This is a genomic window from candidate division WOR-3 bacterium, from assembly GCA_016867815.1.
GTDB lineage: Bacteria > Hydrothermota > Tepidihabitantia > Tepidihabitantales > Tepidihabitantaceae > UBA2258.
The window spans coordinates 1-17,072 of record VGIR01000065.1; the positions used below are offsets into that span (position 1 = coordinate 1).

At 61.5% G+C, this 17,072-nt stretch carries 21 protein-coding genes; 18 read left to right on the plus strand and 3 right to left on the minus strand.

Going from position 1 to position 17,072, the window contains the following annotated elements; all coding sequences use genetic code 11:
- Positions 1–145: 145 nt before the first annotated feature.
- The 3 genes from FJY68_10035 to FJY68_10045 all read right to left on the minus strand — a co-directional run bounded on the left by FJY68_10035 (position 146) and on the right by FJY68_10045 (position 2,325).
- Complete coding sequence (locus FJY68_10035; GenBank protein ID MBM3332166.1) at positions 146–469, minus strand: DUF1844 domain-containing protein; 324 nt, start codon at positions 467–469, stop codon at positions 146–148.
- Positions 462–1,646: an alanine racemase gene (alr, locus tag FJY68_10040; GenBank protein MBM3332167.1), complete on the minus strand. Its 1,185-nt coding sequence runs from the start codon at positions 1,644–1,646 to the stop codon at positions 462–464. The genes FJY68_10035 and alr overlap by 8 nt, the downstream gene beginning before the upstream one ends.
- Before the next feature lie 232 nt (positions 1,647–1,878).
- A complete protein-coding gene (locus FJY68_10045) occupies positions 1,879–2,325 on the minus strand; it encodes a DUF1893 domain-containing protein (protein ID MBM3332168.1) in 447 nt (148 codons plus the stop codon).
- Between the two features lie 137 nt (positions 2,326–2,462).
- Between FJY68_10045 and FJY68_10050 the strand changes: the two genes are divergently transcribed.
- Genes FJY68_10050 through FJY68_10135 form a run of 18 tightly spaced genes read left to right on the plus strand, consistent with a single transcriptional unit; the run spans position 2,463 to position 17,066 of the window.
- On the plus strand, positions 2,463–3,497 hold the full coding sequence (locus tag FJY68_10050; GenBank protein MBM3332169.1) for a hypothetical protein: 1,035 nt from the start codon (positions 2,463–2,465) through the stop codon (positions 3,495–3,497).
- 41 nt (positions 3,498–3,538) lie between these two features.
- Positions 3,539–4,309, plus strand: coding sequence for an oxidoreductase (locus FJY68_10055; GenBank protein MBM3332170.1), 771 nt, complete (start codon positions 3,539–3,541; stop codon positions 4,307–4,309).
- Positions 4,306–5,946: a hypothetical protein gene (locus tag FJY68_10060; GenBank protein ID MBM3332171.1), complete on the plus strand. Its 1,641-nt coding sequence runs from the start codon at positions 4,306–4,308 to the stop codon at positions 5,944–5,946. Before FJY68_10055 ends, FJY68_10060 begins: the two co-directional genes overlap by 4 nt.
- Positions 5,943–6,410, plus strand: a complete 468-nt coding sequence (locus FJY68_10065; protein ID MBM3332172.1) for a 4Fe-4S dicluster domain-containing protein — start codon at positions 5,943–5,945, stop codon at positions 6,408–6,410. The genes FJY68_10060 and FJY68_10065 overlap by 4 nt, the downstream gene beginning before the upstream one ends.
- Positions 6,407–7,333, plus strand: coding sequence for an NADH-quinone oxidoreductase subunit H (locus tag FJY68_10070; GenBank protein MBM3332173.1), 927 nt, complete (start codon positions 6,407–6,409; stop codon positions 7,331–7,333). Before FJY68_10065 ends, FJY68_10070 begins: the two co-directional genes overlap by 4 nt.
- On the plus strand, positions 7,330–7,746 hold the full coding sequence (gene nuoB / locus FJY68_10075; GenBank protein ID MBM3332174.1) for an NADH-quinone oxidoreductase subunit NuoB: 417 nt from the start codon (positions 7,330–7,332) through the stop codon (positions 7,744–7,746). The genes FJY68_10070 and nuoB overlap by 4 nt, the downstream gene beginning before the upstream one ends.
- On the plus strand, positions 7,743–8,195 hold the full coding sequence (locus FJY68_10080; GenBank protein ID MBM3332175.1) for an NADH-quinone oxidoreductase subunit C: 453 nt from the start codon (positions 7,743–7,745) through the stop codon (positions 8,193–8,195). The genes nuoB and FJY68_10080 overlap by 4 nt, the downstream gene beginning before the upstream one ends.
- The gene (locus tag FJY68_10085) at positions 8,185–9,360 is read left to right on the plus strand and encodes an NADH:ubiquinone oxidoreductase (protein ID MBM3332176.1); all 1,176 of its coding nucleotides are present in this window, start codon (positions 8,185–8,187) and stop codon (positions 9,358–9,360) included. The genes FJY68_10080 and FJY68_10085 overlap by 11 nt, the downstream gene beginning before the upstream one ends.
- A 1-nt stretch (position 9,361) precedes the next feature.
- Positions 9,362–10,600, plus strand: a complete 1,239-nt coding sequence (locus tag FJY68_10090; protein MBM3332177.1) for a hypothetical protein — start codon at positions 9,362–9,364, stop codon at positions 10,598–10,600.
- Positions 10,601–12,505, plus strand: a complete 1,905-nt coding sequence (locus FJY68_10095; protein MBM3332178.1) for a hypothetical protein — start codon at positions 10,601–10,603, stop codon at positions 12,503–12,505.
- A 3-nt stretch (positions 12,506–12,508) separates the two neighbouring features.
- On the plus strand, positions 12,509–13,063 hold the full coding sequence (locus tag FJY68_10100) for a DUF4040 domain-containing protein (protein MBM3332179.1): 555 nt from the start codon (positions 12,509–12,511) through the stop codon (positions 13,061–13,063).
- Between the two features lies 1 nt (position 13,064).
- A complete protein-coding gene (locus FJY68_10105; protein ID MBM3332180.1) occupies positions 13,065–13,505 on the plus strand; it encodes a cation:proton antiporter in 441 nt (146 codons plus the stop codon).
- Positions 13,506–13,507: 2 nt separating this feature from the next.
- Positions 13,508–13,849, plus strand: coding sequence for a cation:proton antiporter (locus tag FJY68_10110; GenBank protein MBM3332181.1), 342 nt, complete (start codon positions 13,508–13,510; stop codon positions 13,847–13,849).
- On the plus strand, positions 13,850–15,355 hold the full coding sequence (locus FJY68_10115; GenBank protein ID MBM3332182.1) for an NADH/ubiquinone/plastoquinone (complex I): 1,506 nt from the start codon (positions 13,850–13,852) through the stop codon (positions 15,353–15,355).
- Positions 15,356–15,844: a Na+/H+ antiporter subunit D gene (locus FJY68_10120; protein MBM3332183.1), complete on the plus strand. Its 489-nt coding sequence runs from the start codon at positions 15,356–15,358 to the stop codon at positions 15,842–15,844.
- Between the two features lie 10 nt (positions 15,845–15,854).
- Complete coding sequence (locus FJY68_10125; protein MBM3332184.1) at positions 15,855–16,109, plus strand: cation:proton antiporter; 255 nt, start codon at positions 15,855–15,857, stop codon at positions 16,107–16,109.
- Complete coding sequence (locus tag FJY68_10130) at positions 16,102–16,455, plus strand: Na+/H+ antiporter subunit G (GenBank protein ID MBM3332185.1); 354 nt, start codon at positions 16,102–16,104, stop codon at positions 16,453–16,455. The genes FJY68_10125 and FJY68_10130 overlap by 8 nt, the downstream gene beginning before the upstream one ends.
- Positions 16,452–17,066: a 4Fe-4S dicluster domain-containing protein gene (locus tag FJY68_10135; GenBank protein ID MBM3332186.1), complete on the plus strand. Its 615-nt coding sequence runs from the start codon at positions 16,452–16,454 to the stop codon at positions 17,064–17,066. The genes FJY68_10130 and FJY68_10135 overlap by 4 nt, the downstream gene beginning before the upstream one ends.
- Positions 17,067–17,072 lie beyond the last annotated feature (6 nt).

Below are 17,072 nucleotides of genomic sequence, written 5' to 3' on the forward strand. Positions count from 1 at the left end.
AGGCCGTGTTGCAGGCCATCCGGACCGACGTCTTCAACGTCGTCGCGCCGGTTGCCCCTTAGGACGGCTGACGGCCGGAGCCGGAAGCGAACTGCGGGCGGGGTCTGGCTGCCGGACCCCGCCCGCGCTTGTTATCGGGTGTTTGTCAGGATGCCGGTTTGTCGGCCGGCGGCGTCGCCGTGGCCGAGGGCTCGGCGGTCTCGCTCTTGACGTATGACATGCGGAGTTGGTAGAGTACGTCGTCGAGGAGAGACGTCTCATCCGCGGTTCGGTTGCCATCGGTCTTGGTCTTGAGCATGTCAAGGGTGTCGATGGTAAGTTTGGCCAGCGGAAGGTTGACTTCCACCTCTTCGTCTCCGGGCAGTTTGGCCGCGCCCATGTAGACGAGCGCCGCAGTCGCGAGTTGGAAGATGTGCGAACTCAAGGAGGCTCTTTCAAGCGGTTGATTGGGGGTCAGGTTCTCATCCATGGTTGTAATGATCGAGCAAGGTGCGGGTCTTTTCTACCTTTCCGCCGCGCAGGTAGACTCGCGGTACGCGCGGGCTGACGCGGCAGATTATCTCATAGGGAATTGTCTCGGCCCACCCGGCCAGTTCATTGGCGGCAATGGTGTCGCCTTCGGCCGAGCCGAGCAGGGTGACCGTATCGCCGATCTGTGCGCCGGGGACGTCGGTGACGTCGAGCATGGTGAGGTCCATGCAGACGTTGCCGACAATCGGCACGCGGCTGCCCCGGACCATCGCTTTGCCCCGATTCTTGAGCGACCAGGGGTAGCCGTCGCCGTACCCGGCTGTGATGACGGCGATGCGGGAGTCACGCCGGGTGAAGTAGGTTCGTTCGTAGCTCAACGAGCGCCCGGAGGCGATGTCGCGCAGGTTGACGATGCGGCTGCGCAGGCTCATCACCGGAGTGAGTTTGAGTTCCGAAGTGCGGTAGCCGGAGTGGTGGCTGTCCGGGAGAATGCCGTAGACGACGAGACCCGGACGGATGAGGTCATAGCGCGAGCCTGGCAGGTTGAGCAGGCCGGCCGTGTTGGCGGTGTGGCGGAGGAATCCGCTGATTCCGAGGCGGGTCAGGCGGGTCAGCAAACGCTCGTAGAGCACCAGTTGATGGCGCGTAAACTCAATGTCCGAGTCCGCAACCGGGAAGTGGGTGAAGACACCCTCTATGTCCAGGGCGGGTAGTTTGGCAACGCCGGCCACGAACTCGCCGGCGGCCGATTCGTCGACCCCGGTTCGGCCCATGCCGGTGTCGACCTCAATGTGCAGGCCGATGGACGTGTTGCGTTTCACGGCTTCGCGGGAAAGGCGCTGGGCGAACTCGGTCTCGGTTACCGAGGGCGTCAGGTTGTGGTCGAAGAGCGCCGGGACTTCGTGGTAGGGGACAGGCGAGAGGACGAGGATGGCGTTCTTGATGCCGCCGAGCCGGAGCGTGATGCCTTCTTCGGTGCTGGCCACGCCGAAGAAGTCGACGCGATCCGCGACTTCGTGGGCGACTTCGCGCAGGCCGTGGCCGTAGGCATCTGCCTTGATTGCCAGCATGACCTTGCCGCTGTCGGCATGGCGGCGGACTTGGTTCAGGTTCTTGTTCAGGGCGTCCAGGTTGATTTCGGCCCAGATTCTACCGAATTCCATCTGTTCGATCATTCTACCGAAGGTAGGCGGAAAGTCAAAACGGCCAGAAGCGAGGAGACGAAAGCGCTGGAGACGTCGTAGAGCCCAGAGCTCAGAATCCAGAGTCCAGAGTTCAGAGTTCGAGCACCGAAGGCACGAGGGACAGGAAGAGGATCGGCAACAGCAAGAGTGATGTCCGTTTCATCATGTTTCGTGTCTTCGTGGCCATATCTCTGGTTCTGATTGAGGTCGCTGACGGTGGTGGCTACTGGCGTCGGAGGCGGAGCTCTACGAGCTTGGCGCGAATGGCCGGTATGAGGTCGCGCGGGCTGGGGTAGATGAGGCTGAGTTGCTCAAATGGGCACCGGCCGGTGTTGTCGCGGTTCATGATGTCGACGACCGTGGTACGGAACGAGTAGGAGATCGCGGCAGCATGCAGGATCCGTTCGGCCGGAATCGAACCGGTGAGGCCGATGACGTGGTCGACGCGGAGATAGTAGAAGATGCGCGCGGCGCAGGCGCCGACGACCCGGTCGGCGACTGTGGCGCCCTCAAGCCCCCCGGGGAACCAGTCAATCAGTTCAAGCAGCGGCTTGACGCCGTCGTCGTAGGAGCGGTACAGCTCAGTGCCCTGGCGTACGACCAGCAGGGACAGACAGTCGTTCTCGAGGACCGTCAGCGGGTCGGTCGGGGTTCGGTCGCCGGCTGCCATCTAGCAGGGCCTTTGACCGGAACTCAGGAGCACGGCCAGATTCTCATCATTGAAAGCTCGCAGTCAAGCCGGGCAGATGTGACTGCTTTCACAATGTTTCTCTTGACTCCGGATGAGGGTTCGCTAACTTAGCATCCTTGAGCAGATATCTGCTGGCAAAATCGAGCGTGCATCAGTGGCTGTCGAAGCTGCTGGCGAGGTATACGGTCTACGTGCCGACCGAGCGTGATGGCCAGACCCACTGGCACCTGCTTGATCCGAGGGATCTGGAGGAGACGCCAGATAGAGTAGCACCGGCCCAGAGGCGAATTCGTGCCTCCGAGCCGGTGAAATCTTTCATGTTCCAGCCGAGGCAGCGGGTCGCGGGTTTTCCCGAGCCGCTGCCGCTTCCGGAATCGGCCCCGCGCCTGTTGCTCGGCGTCAAGAATTGCGACCTGGCAGCCCTGAGAGTGCACGACAAGATACTGGGCGAAGGTGAGTTCAAGGACCCGTTCTACGTGTCCCTGCGGGAAAGCACCAAGCTCGTCGTCGCGGACTGCCCGGCCCCGGAACAGAGCTGTTTCTGCAATCTGCTCGGCCTGACGCCTTTCGCGAAGGAAGGTGGAGACGCGGCGCTTTCCGTGATCGACGGTGACTGGATCTTCGAGGTCGGTCAAACTGGGCAGGAGTTGGTTGATACCGCACCCGAGCTGTTCACCCGGCTTGCCGGCGAAACTACGGAGACAAAGAAGCGTGACGAAGAGCGGAGCGCCGCTGTCGCAGCCCTGAACATGACCAATGCCCGGCCCTGGAACCCGGACCTACCCGGGGCGATCGCGGCGAAGCTGGCCGACGACAGCTTCTGGCGGAAGCATGCTAAGACCTGCGTTGAGTGCTACGGCTGCCTGATGGGCTGTCCGACGTGCTACTGCTTCCTTCTCTACGACCAGGCAAAGGAGAAGGGTCTGGACCGGACTCGGGTCTGGGATGCATGCTACGAGGCCGCCTACGCACGCGTGGGTGGGGGCGCCAACCCGCGAGCCGAGTTCATACGCCGGTTCGCGAACCGGTTCGACTGCAAGTGGAACCAGTTCAAGCGCGACCACGGAGTCTATTCCTGTACCGGCTGCGGCCGGTGCTTCAAGGCCTGCATGGGTAAGATCGACATCCGGACCGTGCTGGGAGAGCTGTGAGCAATCCCTACCAGCCGATACCTGCGATCATCCTCAAGACGATGGATGAAACGCCTAACATCCGCACGTTCGTCCTGAAGCCGGAGCAGGAGATACCATTTCTGGCCGGTCAGTTCGTGGAGCTCACGGTGCCCGGATTCGGAGAGGCTCCGTTCACACCTTCGTCCTCGCATTTCAGGCGGGAGACATTCGAGATGACGATAATGAAGGTCGGTCGGGCGACCGGGGCGCTGTTCAGTCTCCAGCCGGGTGACGTAGTCGGAGCTCGCGGGCCGTTCGGCACACCCTATCCACTCCAGAGGTTCGAGGGCAAGGACATCTACATCGTGGGCGGTGGGGTGGGGCTGGCGCCGTTGCGGGCGCTCTTCCTCGCGCTCACGCACGAGCCCGACAAGTACGGCCGCATCTTCCTCAGGTACGGTGCGCGCACGCCGCAGGACATCGTCTACAGGAGCCTGATACCGGAGTGGCAGAAGATACCCAAGGTTGACCTCGATCTTTCGGTAGACGTCAGCGACGAGAAGTGGATGAAAAGGGTCGGCGTAGTAACCTGCCTCATGGATGACATACCCTGCGACGAGAAGAAGAGCATCGCGGTGGTATGTGGACCGCCGATAATGATGAAGTTCGTGAACCAGCGACTGGTCGACGCCGGGTTTCAGGCCGAGAACATCTACCTGTCCATGGAAACGAACATGTCGTGCGGCGTCGGACAGTGCCGCCATTGCCGGCTCGGTCCGTATCTGACCTGCAAGGACGGCCCGGTGCTCACCTGGGCACAGATCAAGGATATCGAAAACCCGTTCGTATGAGAGAGCCGACGCGTACCACCTGTCCGTTCTGTCTGAACGGCTGCTCCTCAGGCGTGGAGTTCAACGGCGTGGAGCACAAGATGCACTACTTTGCCGACGCCGAGGTGAACCAGGGCAGGCTTTGCCCGCGCGGCAACAGCGCGAACATCGTGATTGATCATCGGGAACGGCTCTGCCGGCCGCTGCTTGACGGCCACGACACGACGTGGCCCGAGGCCGAGGTCCTGGTCAGGAGTTGGCTGTCCGATGTGAAGCCGGAGGAGCTGGCGATCGTATATAGCCGGGGCCGCGACGCAGAGGACGTGCGCCGGCTGCACGGCCTGGCGGCAGAGCTGAATACGCCGAACCTGGCGTGCGGGCATATCGAACCTGAAAACGGGTTCAACTACCGGCTCGAGGGCGTAGCCGACGCCACGCTTTCAGATATCGAGTCGGCCAAGACGATGTTGCTCGTCGGCGATGTATTCAACACGTCGCCGGTGGCGAGCTGGCGGATGTTGGACGCCCGCTACAAGGACCGGAAGAACCGGGTGGTGGTGCTGGATTCGGTCAGGACGCGACAGGCCGGGTTCGCGCATCTCTTCGTTCAGGTCAGGCCCGGCACCGAGCCTCTTGCGCTCCTTTCCCTTGCCGCGCTCATCGACCCGTCGGTGGCTCCCGGGGTCGAGGTCGATCGGTTTGCCGAACTCGCCGGAACAACACGCCAGCAGTTGGCGGCGGCGGCGGCCATGCTCGGACCCGGGCTGCCCGGGTTTGTCGGTAGCGCGATGCACACCGGGCGCGTGCGTTATCCCGCTCTGCACAGCCTTGCCGGCCAGCTTGTGGCCCGGGCAGGAGCCAAGCCATTCACCGGGTTCAGAGAGACTGAGCTGCCGTTCGGCCCGATGCGCTTCTCCGACCTGCGTAGGAGAATGGGCGAAGGCGGCATCAGACTGCTCTTCTGGACCGGGGGGCTGTTCCCGTTCAGTTACTCCGGGCTGTTGCCTGAGACGGCAGGTGTCGAGCATGTCGTGTCTACTTCTATCTTCAGACCCGACCCGGCGGTGCGCGGTCTGGTACTGCCGATGACGGCCGAACTCGAACGGGCTTCGGTCGGCCGGTCGTACTGGAGCGGTATCGAGCGGTCGCCGCTCGCTTCGCCTCTTGATGGCACGAGGCCGTTCTCCCGCGTGCTTGAGTGGTTCGGCCGGGCCGAGGGCAGGAGCGGAATTTCGCCCCGGTCAGTTGGCGCGGCAGAGGTTTTGGAGATGGGGGTACGCGCCTCCGGATTCGCACTCCCCGTAGAGGAGTGGCTGCTCGTGGGGGAGAAGAAGGCCATCGGACTGCGGGGATTCCATGACCCGGAAGACGAGGTCTCGGTCTGCCGCACCGATGCGGCCCGCATCGGCGTGACGGGACGCAACTACTTACGGGTCAGGAGCCGAACCGCCGAAGGTGAGTTCAGAGTCCGCATCACTGATGCGGTGCCGGCCGGCGTGCTGATGGTCGGGACCAATGTGCACGCAAATCGTGCGCTGTTCCCGCTGGCAGAAGACGACTTGACCGGTGAGGCTACGGTGGCACCGACCGGTGTGGCAGTCGAGAAGACCGAGCGGGTGCCGGTCGCGAACGGCGAGAATCTATCGGTGTGGACATGAAGCGCATAGTCCTGAAGCTTGACTACTGCATCGGGTGCCGCTCCTGCGAGGCGGCCTGCCGAAGCCGGTTCAAGGTCGAGGCCAGGATTCGGCACGGAGAGGCGACGACCGACGCCCTGCTGCCTCAGGGCTGCCGGCACTGCGATGAACCGCTGTGCGCGGCGGCCTGTCCGTTCCAGGTGATTGTCAGAAACCCGGACACCGGCGTAGTCCGCAAGTCGGATTTCCATTGTGTCGGATGTCGTTCGTGCGCGCTGGCCTGTCCGTTCGGCGTCATCCCGCCTTCGCTGGCAAGACACATGTCTCAGAAGTGCACGCTCTGCAGCGACCGGCCCGAGGGGCCGCGTTGCGTCCAGACCTGCCCGACCGGTGCCCTGCAGTTCATTGAGGAAGAGGAACAGGCCGGGAAGAAGGCGGGCGCGGGGTTCGCGGTCCGGTCAGTCCACGGAAGGCGGCTCCAGTGACACTTACCGGCTGGGGACTGGTATTCGCATTCGTCGTGTTCCCCGGGTTCATCTTCACGTCCACCGTGGGACTGCTGCTTACGTGGGTGGACCGGTTCGTGTCGGCCCGGGTGCAGTGGCGCCAGGGTCCACCTCTATTCCAGCCGTTCGCCGACATCCTGAAGCTGCTGCTGAAGCAGACAGTCGTGCCGGCGGGCGCCTCGAGAGTGACGTTTCTGGCGGCGCCATTGATCGGCTTCGCCGCTATGTGCGTCACGGCCGTGCTGCTCTTCTACGTGAACTTCTTCCCCAGTGGGTCGTTTGTCGGCGACCTGATTGTGCTCGTGTACCTGTTTGCCCTGCCGCCGCTGGCAACGATACTCGGGGCTTCGGCGTCCCGCAACCCGCTGTCTGCGGTCGGGGCGTCGCGCGAGATGGTGCTCTACCTTGGCTACGAGCTGCCGTTCCTGCTCGCACTGTGCGTGCCGATCATTCACACTGGTGGTGCAATCCGGCTGGGTGACCTGGTCCTGGCGCAGCAGGCGGGGGGGGCCTTCCTGACCTCGTGGTCCGGAGCCATCGCCGCGATCATCGTCCTGATTTGCATCCAGGCCAAACTCGGCTATCCTCCGTTCGACATGGCCGAAGCCGAACAGGAAATCATGTCCGGAGTGCTGATCGAGTACTCCGGCGTTCCCCTGGCAGTTTTCCGTCTGACCAAGGCCATGATGTTTCTTCTTCTGCCCTGTTTCCTGGTCACGGTATTCTGGGGCGGGCTTGCCAGTTGGTGGGCAATACTCAAGTTCCTTGCCGTTGCCGTGCTAGTCATACTGATCAAGAATACGAACCCGCGGTTGAAGATCGACCACGCGCTTCGGTTCTTCTGGTTCATCTTGGGTGGACTGGGTATCCTGGGCGTGATACTGGCCTTCATGAAGCTATGAAAGATCCACGCATCTGGGGCCTGAAGAAGTCACCGTGGGTGTACCACGTGGCCGCGGCTGCGTGCAACAACTGCGACATAGAGATTCTGGAGCTGCTCACTCCCCGCTATGACGTTGAGCGCTTTGGAGTTGTGCTGGTCGGCTCGCCCCGGCACGCCGACGCGCTGCTCGTTACCGGCGTGCTCAACCGCAAGTCGCTGCCCAGGGTGCTTGAGGTGTACGAGCAGACGCCGAAACCGTGTCTCGTGATCTGCATCGGTACCTGCACCTGCGGGAACCAGCTCTTCCGCAATTCCTACAATGCGGTTGGGCCGTACGACAGGCACCTGCCGGTAAGTGCCTACATACCCGGCTGTCCGCCCAAACCGGAGGCGATGATTCTGGGCGTGGTGAAAGCGCTGAGCAAGCTATGAGAGAAGCGGAAGCCGGCCTGAAGCAACGGGTGCCCGAGGCGGAGGTGTTTGAGCACAACCCCAGGCGGCTGTACATACGGATTCCGCGGGAGCGGCTCACCGAGGCCGCGAAGTTTCTGCACCGCGAACGGGGCATGCGGCTTGCCATCTGCACCGGCATCGATACGCGCGAAGGCTTCGAGGTCCTCTATCACTTCTCGGAAGACACCACCGGCACGATGTACACACTGAAAGTGCTGGCGCCCAAGGATGACCCGAGAGTCGACTCGCAAGCACCCTGGTTTCCAGCCGCGGACTGGATTGAGCGGGAGATGCACGAGCTGCTTGGTATTGACTTCCCGGGCCATCCCAACATGATTCCATTGCTCACGTCCGACACCGACTGGGACAAGAGCAAGTACCCTTTGCGGCGTGACTACGAGCGGAGAAACGAGGCCCATGAGCAGTAGGCGAATCGTCCCGATCGGGCCCTACCACCCGCTTCAGGAAGAGCCGGAGTTCTTCAAGCTGATCGTTGAGGGCGAAACCGTGGTGGACCTGGAGATCAACCTCGGCTACAACCACCGCGGCCATGAGTTCATCTCACCGGAACTGACCTATGACCAGATCCCATTCCTGGTCGAGCGCATTTGCGGCATCTGTTCGAATTCACACCCGCTGGCTACGGTGCTGGCGGTCGAGGACATCTGCGGCATCAAGGCCCCGCCGCGCGGCGCCTACATCCGGACCATCGTCCACGAGCTCGAGCGCGTCCATTCGCACCTGCTGTGGGTGGGGCTGGCCGGGCACTTCATCGGCTACAACACTGTCTGGATGTGGGCGTGGCGATACCGCGAGCACATCCTTGAGGTTTTCGAGATGATCACCGGCAATCGGAATCACTACGCGGCGAACAAGCCCGGCGGGACGCGGCGCGATATCCTGCCAGAGCAGATTCCACAGATACTCGCGGCGCTCAGCGTGGCGGAGAAGAAGACCATGATGCTGACCAACGCGGTACTCGATGACCCGGTCATCCGCGCCCGGCTCGAGCGCGTAGGCGTCCTGACCCGCGAACAGGCGGTCGCCTACTCGGTGCTGGGCCCGACCGCGCGCGGGTCAGGCTACGACATCGACGTCCGGCGCGACGAGCCTTGGGACGCCTACGGTGAGATACCATTCAACGTGATCGTCTGCAAAGAGGGCGACGTGTTCGCCAAGGCCAAGGTCCGGTTGCTGGAGACGTTTGAGTCCATTCGTATCATCAGGGAGTGTCTGAGCAAGCTGCCGGACGGGCCCATTGAGGCGCGCATCGATGAAGTCCCGCCCGGCGAGGGTATCGGGCACGCGGAGGCGCCGCGCGGCGAGGTGTTCCACTACATGAGGTCGGATGGCACCAATCGACCGCTCCGGCACAAGGTCCGCGCTCCCAGCTACATGAACATCGCTTCCAACGTGGTGGCGGTGAAGGGCGGTTCGATTGCCGACGCGGCCCTGACGCTGGCCGCAGTCGACCCCTGCTATTGCTGCACTGAGCGCATGGCGGCGTTTGAGGACGGCAAACTCAAGCTGACCGGCAAAGACCTGCTTCGGCTCTCGTGGCAGAAGACCGAACAGATCAAGGAGCGATTCTAGCGTGAACCTCGATGTGAACTGGCTGCAGTTCAGCGGGGGCAAGCTGGAGTTATTCTTTGCGTTGGTGCTGGGTCTGGTCGGCCTGGCCGCGCTGCTCTACTCTCTGGCAAAGATCAGGGCCGGAGTCGGACAGGTAGCCGAGTACCTCGTTTTCCTGGTGCTCCTCTTGGCGAGCGGCATCGGGGTAGTCTATGCCCGGAACTTGTTTGTGATGTTCGCCCTCTGGGAGCTGGCGGCTCTTGCGCTCTGGCGGCTGGTTGCGTTCTACCGGGGCGAAGAGGAGTTGGGCGCGGCGTTCTGGGCACTGCTCTTGAACTTCGCGAGCGCGGGGCTGATGCTCGTAGGTCTGGCTGTGATTCTGCTGGAGCGGAGTACTCTGAACCTCGACACGCTCCGTGGGCAGACTCTGCCTTTCTGGCCCGCGATGCTGGTTCTGGTCGGCATTCTCGCCAAGTCAGCGACACTGCCGCTGTACATCTGGCTGCCGAGGGCCTACAAAGCCGCGCCGGCGCCGGTCTGTGCCCTGCTTTCGGGCGTCGCCGAGAACATCGGCATCATCCTGTTTTTCAAGTTGTTCGTTCTCACGATGCGCGTGCCGGACGGGTTCATGCCTATGGTGGCAGGACTGGCGGTCGTGTCGAGCCTCGTCACCGGCGGCATCGCGTTGACCACAGGCACTATCCGCTCTACGCTGGCGTACTCCACAGTCAGCCAGCTTGGGTTCATCTTCCTCGGTCTGTCTCTTGCCGGGTACTACGGGATAACCGCCGGACTGCTGTACGTGGCGGCCCACGCCGTCGCCAAGGCCGGTCTGTTCTTCGCCGCCGGGCTGGTGGAGGACGCGGCAGGGAACGGCGAATTGGGTCGTCTCGGCGGGGTCGCGCGAGTCAGCCCGGTTCTGGCCGTGGCTGCTGCCATGCTGGTGCTTTCGATTATCGGCATCCCGCCGTTCCTCGGGTTCTTCGCCAAACTGGGAGTTATCATCGCGTCGGTGAGATACAGCCTGCTGCTTGGTGCGGGTGCGATGGTGGCAGCGCTGTTCACACTGCTCTACCTGGTCCGGCTCTATACGAGAGTGTTCATGGGCACCGGACCGACGGCAGAGATGAGGCCGGTGAACGGCTACCTCGTCGCGCTCGTGGTCGTGCTGGCGCTGGTGTCACTGGCTGCTGGAATGGTCTACAACCTGCCGATCGAGTTCATTGAAGGCGGAATGGCCCAGGTATTGGGAGCGCTCTAGATGCATACGTTCCTGCTGATGCTGCTCGTTCCGCTTGTTGCCGGGGTACTCGGATACCTGGTGAGCCGTCTACGCAACGAGTTCAGCTTCATGGGTGCTGTCGTCGCACTCTACTACTCGGTCCGCGTCTTCATTCATACCCGACATGGCGTGATTGCCTATGAACTCGCCCAGGTGGGTGGCATACCTGTCGCTTTCCGGGTCGATGCCCTGTCCGGGTTCGTTCTGCTCTGCGTCGCGGCGTTTGCCGTGCTCGTGCTGCTGTTCTCGCTCCGCTACATGCGGGGGAGGGATGGCGCGCGCGGCTTCTTCTTCTTTGTCCTGCTGGGACTGGCTTGCTCGAACGGAGTGCTGCTCTCGGCCAACCTGCCAGTCATGCTCTTCTTCTGGGGTGTACTGCTCGTCGTGTTGTACGGCCTGCTGCTTCCCGGCCGGCCAGGCAGCGAGAAGGTCGCGGCCAAGGCCTTGGTCGTCGTTGGCCTGTCCGACTTCGCAATGCTGCTCGGAATAGTTCTTCTGGCCGTGCGGCACGGATGGATAGACATGATGCCGTCCGCGCCTCTGCCTCTGCAAGATCCCTCGGCTGTTGTTGGATTCCTGTTGATCGCGGCGGGGGCCCTGGCCAAGGCCGGCTCGATGCCGCTACATTCCTGGATTCCATCGGCGGCAGAGACGGCGCCGGCGACGGTGATGGCCTACATTCCGGCATCGCTGGACAAACTGCTGGGCATCTACCTGCTGACTCGGCTGTCGGTCAACATCTTCGATATCGCATCGAACTTGGCCGTGCGCAATATTCTGATGACGGTGGGCTCAACGACCATCCTTGGTGCCGTGATGATGGCTCTGGTACAGAAACGGATGATGAAGCTCCTCTCATTTCACGCGGTATCTCAGGTCGGATACATGGTGCTAGGGATCGGTACCGGCATCCCGGTGGGCATCGCCGGCGGTCTGTTTCACATGCTCAACCACTCTATCTACAAAGCCGGCCTCTTTCTGTCCGCGGGGACGGTAGAGATGTGGGCCAAAACCGACGAGATTGACGAACTCGGTGGGCTGGCGGGCAGGATGCCGGTCACGTTCGCCTCATTCCTGGTGGCGTCATTGGCAATTGCCGGGGTCCCCCCGCTGAACGGATTCGTGTCCAAGTGGATGGTCTACCAGGGCGTGGTGGAACTGGCCAAGGAAGGGAACAAGCTCTACCCGCTGTTCTTGATTGCCGCGATGCTGGGTAGCGTTCTGACTCTGGCCTCCTTCCTGAAACTACTCCATTCCATGTTCCTTGGTCAGCGTCCGGCGGCACTGGCGAAGACCCGAGAGGCCGGTTTCGCCATGTGGCTGCCACCGGTTGTGCTGGCCGTTGTCTGCATTCTGTTCGGCGTGTTCGCCTCCCAGATACCGTTGCGCGGCCTCATCTATCCCAGTTTGCCGCTGCTCATCGAGCCCACAGGCATCTGGCAGCCGGTACTGACAACGCTGCTTGTTCTTGCTTCACTTGGTATCGGCACGCTTGTCTATTTGTTCGGTACGGCGCGAAGGCCGACTGCGGCTCGGACTTTCGTTGGTGGAGAAATGATAGCCGACGACGAGGAGGGCCGCGTAACTGGAACTGCTTTCTACTCCCCGGTCAAGCACCTGCCCGTCCTCGATGAGCTTCTGAAGTACGGCGAGAAGGGTGCCTTCGACATCTACAACTGGCTCACCGGGACGCTCGGTGCTCTTGGTCTCGTGTTCCGCCAGGTCGTTGACCGCGTGCTCAACAAGCTTTTCGAGTTCGTGGGCGACCTGGTCCGCTGGGCGGGCCGCGGCCTATCGTACATGAGTAATGGCAATCTGCCGCTCTATGTGGCGTGGGTTTTCCTGGGCGCTACGGTTTTGCTTCTGGTCTTGACGCTGAGGTAGTGGATGATTGAGCTCTACGTACTGCTGGCAGCAATGCTCGTAGCTGCACTGGCGGCTATCGAGATAAAGGATCTGCTGGCGGCAGCGGTATCGCTGGGTATTGTCGGCTTTTCGGTAGCCATCATCTTCATACTGCTCCAGGCGCCGGACCTGGCGATCGTGCAGGTTGTTGTCGAAACCTTGACAGTCGTCTTCTTTGCTGCAGTCATACTGCGAACAACGAATACCGACACGACCATCCACGGCGGACTCAAGCGCGAAGTGGTATTCCCGGCAGTGGTCTACGTTGCTTTCAGCCTCATATTCATGGTTCTCGTAGGTCGCGCTCTGACCGAGTTGCCGAGTTTCGGCAGCCCGACAATGCTGGTGGCCAAGGAGTACATCGCTCTCGGTTTGGAGAAGACCGGCGCCGCCAATGTCGTGGCGGCAATCATCCTGGATTTCCGCGGCTACGACACGCTGGGTGAGGCGACTGTGCTCTTCACTGCGGTGGTGGGAGTGCTGACGATCATGCGTCGGGCCGGACGGAAAGAGCACGCCGGCGAGGGGAAGAGCTAGCATGCGTGGCATGTCTACCATTGTCCAGGTAGTCGCACGGCTGCTTGCCGGTATGCTCTTCCTGTTCGGCACGTACGTCGTACTGCATGGCCACCTGACCCCGGGCGGAGGTTTTGCGGGCGGGGTACTGATTGCTGCTGCCTTCATACTCATGTCGCTGGCGTCCGGGTCGGTGGAGCATGCCGAGCGCAGTTCTTACACACTTTCCTCTGTCGTGGAGAGCCTGGGTGGTATCCTGTTCCTGGGCCTTGCACTGGCCGGTTACGTGGCCGGGACACACTTCTTCCAGAATGCGACTGTCTATGGGGTGGGCACTCCGCTACAGCTCATCAGCGGCGGCATCATTCTGCCGACGAACATCGCCATCGGCATAAAGGTCGGTGCGGGCCTTTTTGCCATGTTCCTGGCGCTGGGTGCGTCGCGGTTTGTAATGAAGGACTAGCCATGGTAGCGCTTCTTGCCTGCATGTTGCTGCTGCTCATCGGGCTCTACGCAGTCGTGACGAAGCGGAACATCATCCGGATTATCATTGGGTTCAGTCTGGTCGAGTATGCCGTGAACCTGTTCTTCGCCTTGGTGGGATTCAAGCACAATGGGATTCCGCCCATCATCACCGACGTTGCCCAGTCCCGTAGCAACTTCGTGGACCCGGTTCCGCAGGCCCTGGTGCTCACGGCCATAGTCATCGGCCTAGCAACCACGGCATTGATGTTGGCGCTGGCCATGCGTATCTACGAGAAGTACCGCACTTTCGACATTACCGACATCAGAAGGCTGAAAGGTTAGATGGACGCGAGTATTCTGCCGCTCTTCGTTGTGATCCCGATGGCCACGGCCTTCCTGATTCCGTTGTTCGCGAAGCTGTGGCAGCGTTCTTCGGACTTGATCGCGAACGCAGCGGGCGCGGCCTTGCTCGGCATCTCGGTCTATGGGTCAGTCCGACTCTTCGGCGCCAGTCCGGCCTTGATCTACCGAATGGGGGGATGGGCTTCGACCCTGGGGATAACGCTGGTCTATGACCACCTGACTGCTTTGGCGGTCCTGGCAGTCAACGCCGTGGGGTTGGCGGCGCTGCTCTTCTCCGTGCGCTATCTCGATCACTACACCGGCCGTTGGAAGTTCTTCTCGCTTTTCATGCTGGTGCTTGCCGGCCTGAACGGCGTCGCGATCACCGGGGATATGTTCAATCTGTTCGTGTTCATCGAGATCTCGGCGGTTTCCTCCTACGCGTTGGTTGCGTTCGGTACTGACTTCGACGAACTCGAGGCCGGGTTCAAGTACATGGTCATCGGCGAGATCGGCGGCACAGCGATACTGCTGGCCATCGCACTCCTGTACGCCAAGGCCTCGACCTTGAACATGGCCGTGGTGTCGCAGGTCATGGCCGGATTCGGTCGCACGCCGCTCTTCTGGCTTATCGTAGCCATTTTCCTGGTCGGGTTCGCGGTAAAGATGGCGATGGTGCCATTCCACGCCTGGCTGCCCGATGCGCACCCATCCGCCCCGGCGCCGGTGTCGGCTTTGCTGTCGGGTGTATTCATCAAAGTCCTGGGCGTGTACGCGATGTGCCGGGTCATGTTCAATGTCTTCGGCCTCTCCCGGGACAATGCTCCGACGTTCTTCAATCTCCTGATCGGATTCGGAGTCCTGTCGATAGTGGCTGGCGGGTTGCTGGCCTACGCGCAGAAGGACTACAAGCGGCTGTTGGCCTATTCGAGCGTCAGCCAGATCGGCTACATCCTGATTGGACTCGGACTCGGCAACTTCTGGGGGATTGTGGGTGCGCTGTTTCACCTCCTGGCTCACGCGGTGGGCAAGAGTTTGCTGTTCCTCACCGCCGGCTCGGTCGAGCACGCGACCGGCACCCGCGACCTGGACAAGCTCTCGGGACTTGAGAAGAGCATGCCGGTAACTACGTGGTCGCACCTGTTCGGATCCCTGTCGCTTGCCGGTCTGCCCCCTTTTGCCGGGTTCTTTTCGAAGCTCTTCATCATTGTCGGGGCGCTGTCGGCAAGGATGTACTGGCTGGCGATTCTGGCAGCGCTGTTCTCAACCGTCACGCTTGGCTATCTGGTCAACGTTGTGAACAGAGCGTTTTTCACCCACAGGGACAGGGAGTCAACACCCGCAAGAGAGGTGCCCGCGACCATGTTGATCGCCATGTTGGGACTCGTAGTTCTCACTTTGGCGCTTGGCATAGGTTTCAAACCGGTGCTCGACAGGCTGGTTGGGCCGGCCGCGAACGTGCTGCTCCAGGGAATAGGGTACGCTCAGGGCGTGCTGGGACGATAAATGGGCAGACGCATCGGCTACTTCGTTTTCGGATTCGCAGTCTGGATGCTGCTGGTCTACACCCTGCACTATCAGGAAGTGATCGTCGGGATCGGCGTCGCTCTGCTTGCGGCGGTTTTGTTCGGCAGGAACCTGCCGGTGGAACCATCACGGCTGCTGAACCCGGTGCGCTGGTTCTGGTTGCTGGCCTACATCCCGGTCTTTGCCTACATGTGTCTGAAGTGCAATATCGATGTCGCCTTGCGGGTGCTGTCGCCCGGCTTGCAGCTCAAGCCCGGTATCGTGAGGATCCGCACGAGCCTGAAGTCCGACATAGCGCGTGTCTTTCTTGCCAACTCCATCACCCTGACGCCCGGGACCATGACCGTCGAACTCAAGGAAGACGTGCTCTACATTCACTGGATCGAGGTCGGTTCAACAGACCCGGTCGAGGCGGGCAGGACGATCATCGGGCCCTTTGAGTACTTCCTCTCGCGGATATTCGATTGATGGAAGCCAAATGACCATACTCATCGTTGTGCTGTCGCTGGGAGCATTCTTCTGCCTCTATCGAGCTTTGCAGGGGCCGTCCATCCCGGACCGGGCGATTGCGGTTGACATCATGGCTGTCATTTTTTCCAGCATCACGGCACTGATGGCGATCGAGTACAAGCTGGCGTATCTGATCGACCTCTCGATTGCCTTGGCCGTTATCTCGTTTGTCGGCACGCTGGCGCTGGCCAAGTACCTGGAGGGGAGGAGCCTCGATGATTGACGTTCTTGGCTGGATCAGCCTATGCACCGGGGTTGGATTCACCGTGCTGGGCTGCCTCGGCCTGGTGCGCTTTCCGGATCTCTACAACCGGATGCAGGCCGCGACGAAGTGCGTCACCCTGGGTACCTGCGGCATCATGCTGGGCGTCTTCCTGAAGAGCGGATTCGGCGCGCTGGGCGTAAAGGCCTTGCTGTGTGCTCTGTTTGTGTTGATTACCGTGCCGGTGGCCGCCCACGCCCTGGCACGCGGCTCGCTTATCTTCGGCGTGAAGCTTTGGAAGGATACGGTGAAGGACGAGTTTACTGATGACCGGGGCGGTGAGTCGATAATCGAGGGACCGAAGTGAGGATTCCACTTCCCAAACTCCGCGAACTGGTCGAGGCGGTACGGGCGGTCATCAAGGGACCGTTCACGACCAAGTTCCCGGCCAAGGTGGATTCTGTGCACCCGAACTTCCGCGGGATACTCAAGTTCCGCGAAGAGAAGTGCATCGCCTGCGGTGCTTGCACGCGCGTCTGCCCGGCACGGGCGCGGGAGATACTTGTCGACCGCGACAAAGGGGTCATGCGCAACGTGCACCATGCGGAGCGGTGCATCTACTGCGGCCAGTGCGTCCTCTACTGCACCACCCGCGAAGGCATATATCATTCTCAGGAGTTCGATACCGCCCGAACCGAGCGCAGCGGCGATTGGGAGACCTCAGTGGAGAAGGATCTCGCCCACTGCGAAGTCTGCGGCGATCCCTTTGCCACCAAAGCGCACCTGGTCTGGATTGCGCATAGAGTCGGTGACCTGGCCAACTCCAATCCCACCCTGCTGCTCAGCACTTTTCAGGAACTGGGCACGGCCGAGCCGCGTCCGCGTGGCGACATTCATCCCTACCGGTCAGACACGATGCGCATCCTCTGCCCTGAATGCCGGCGCAAGACGTATCTGGCCGAGCAGTGGGGCTACTAGGTAACG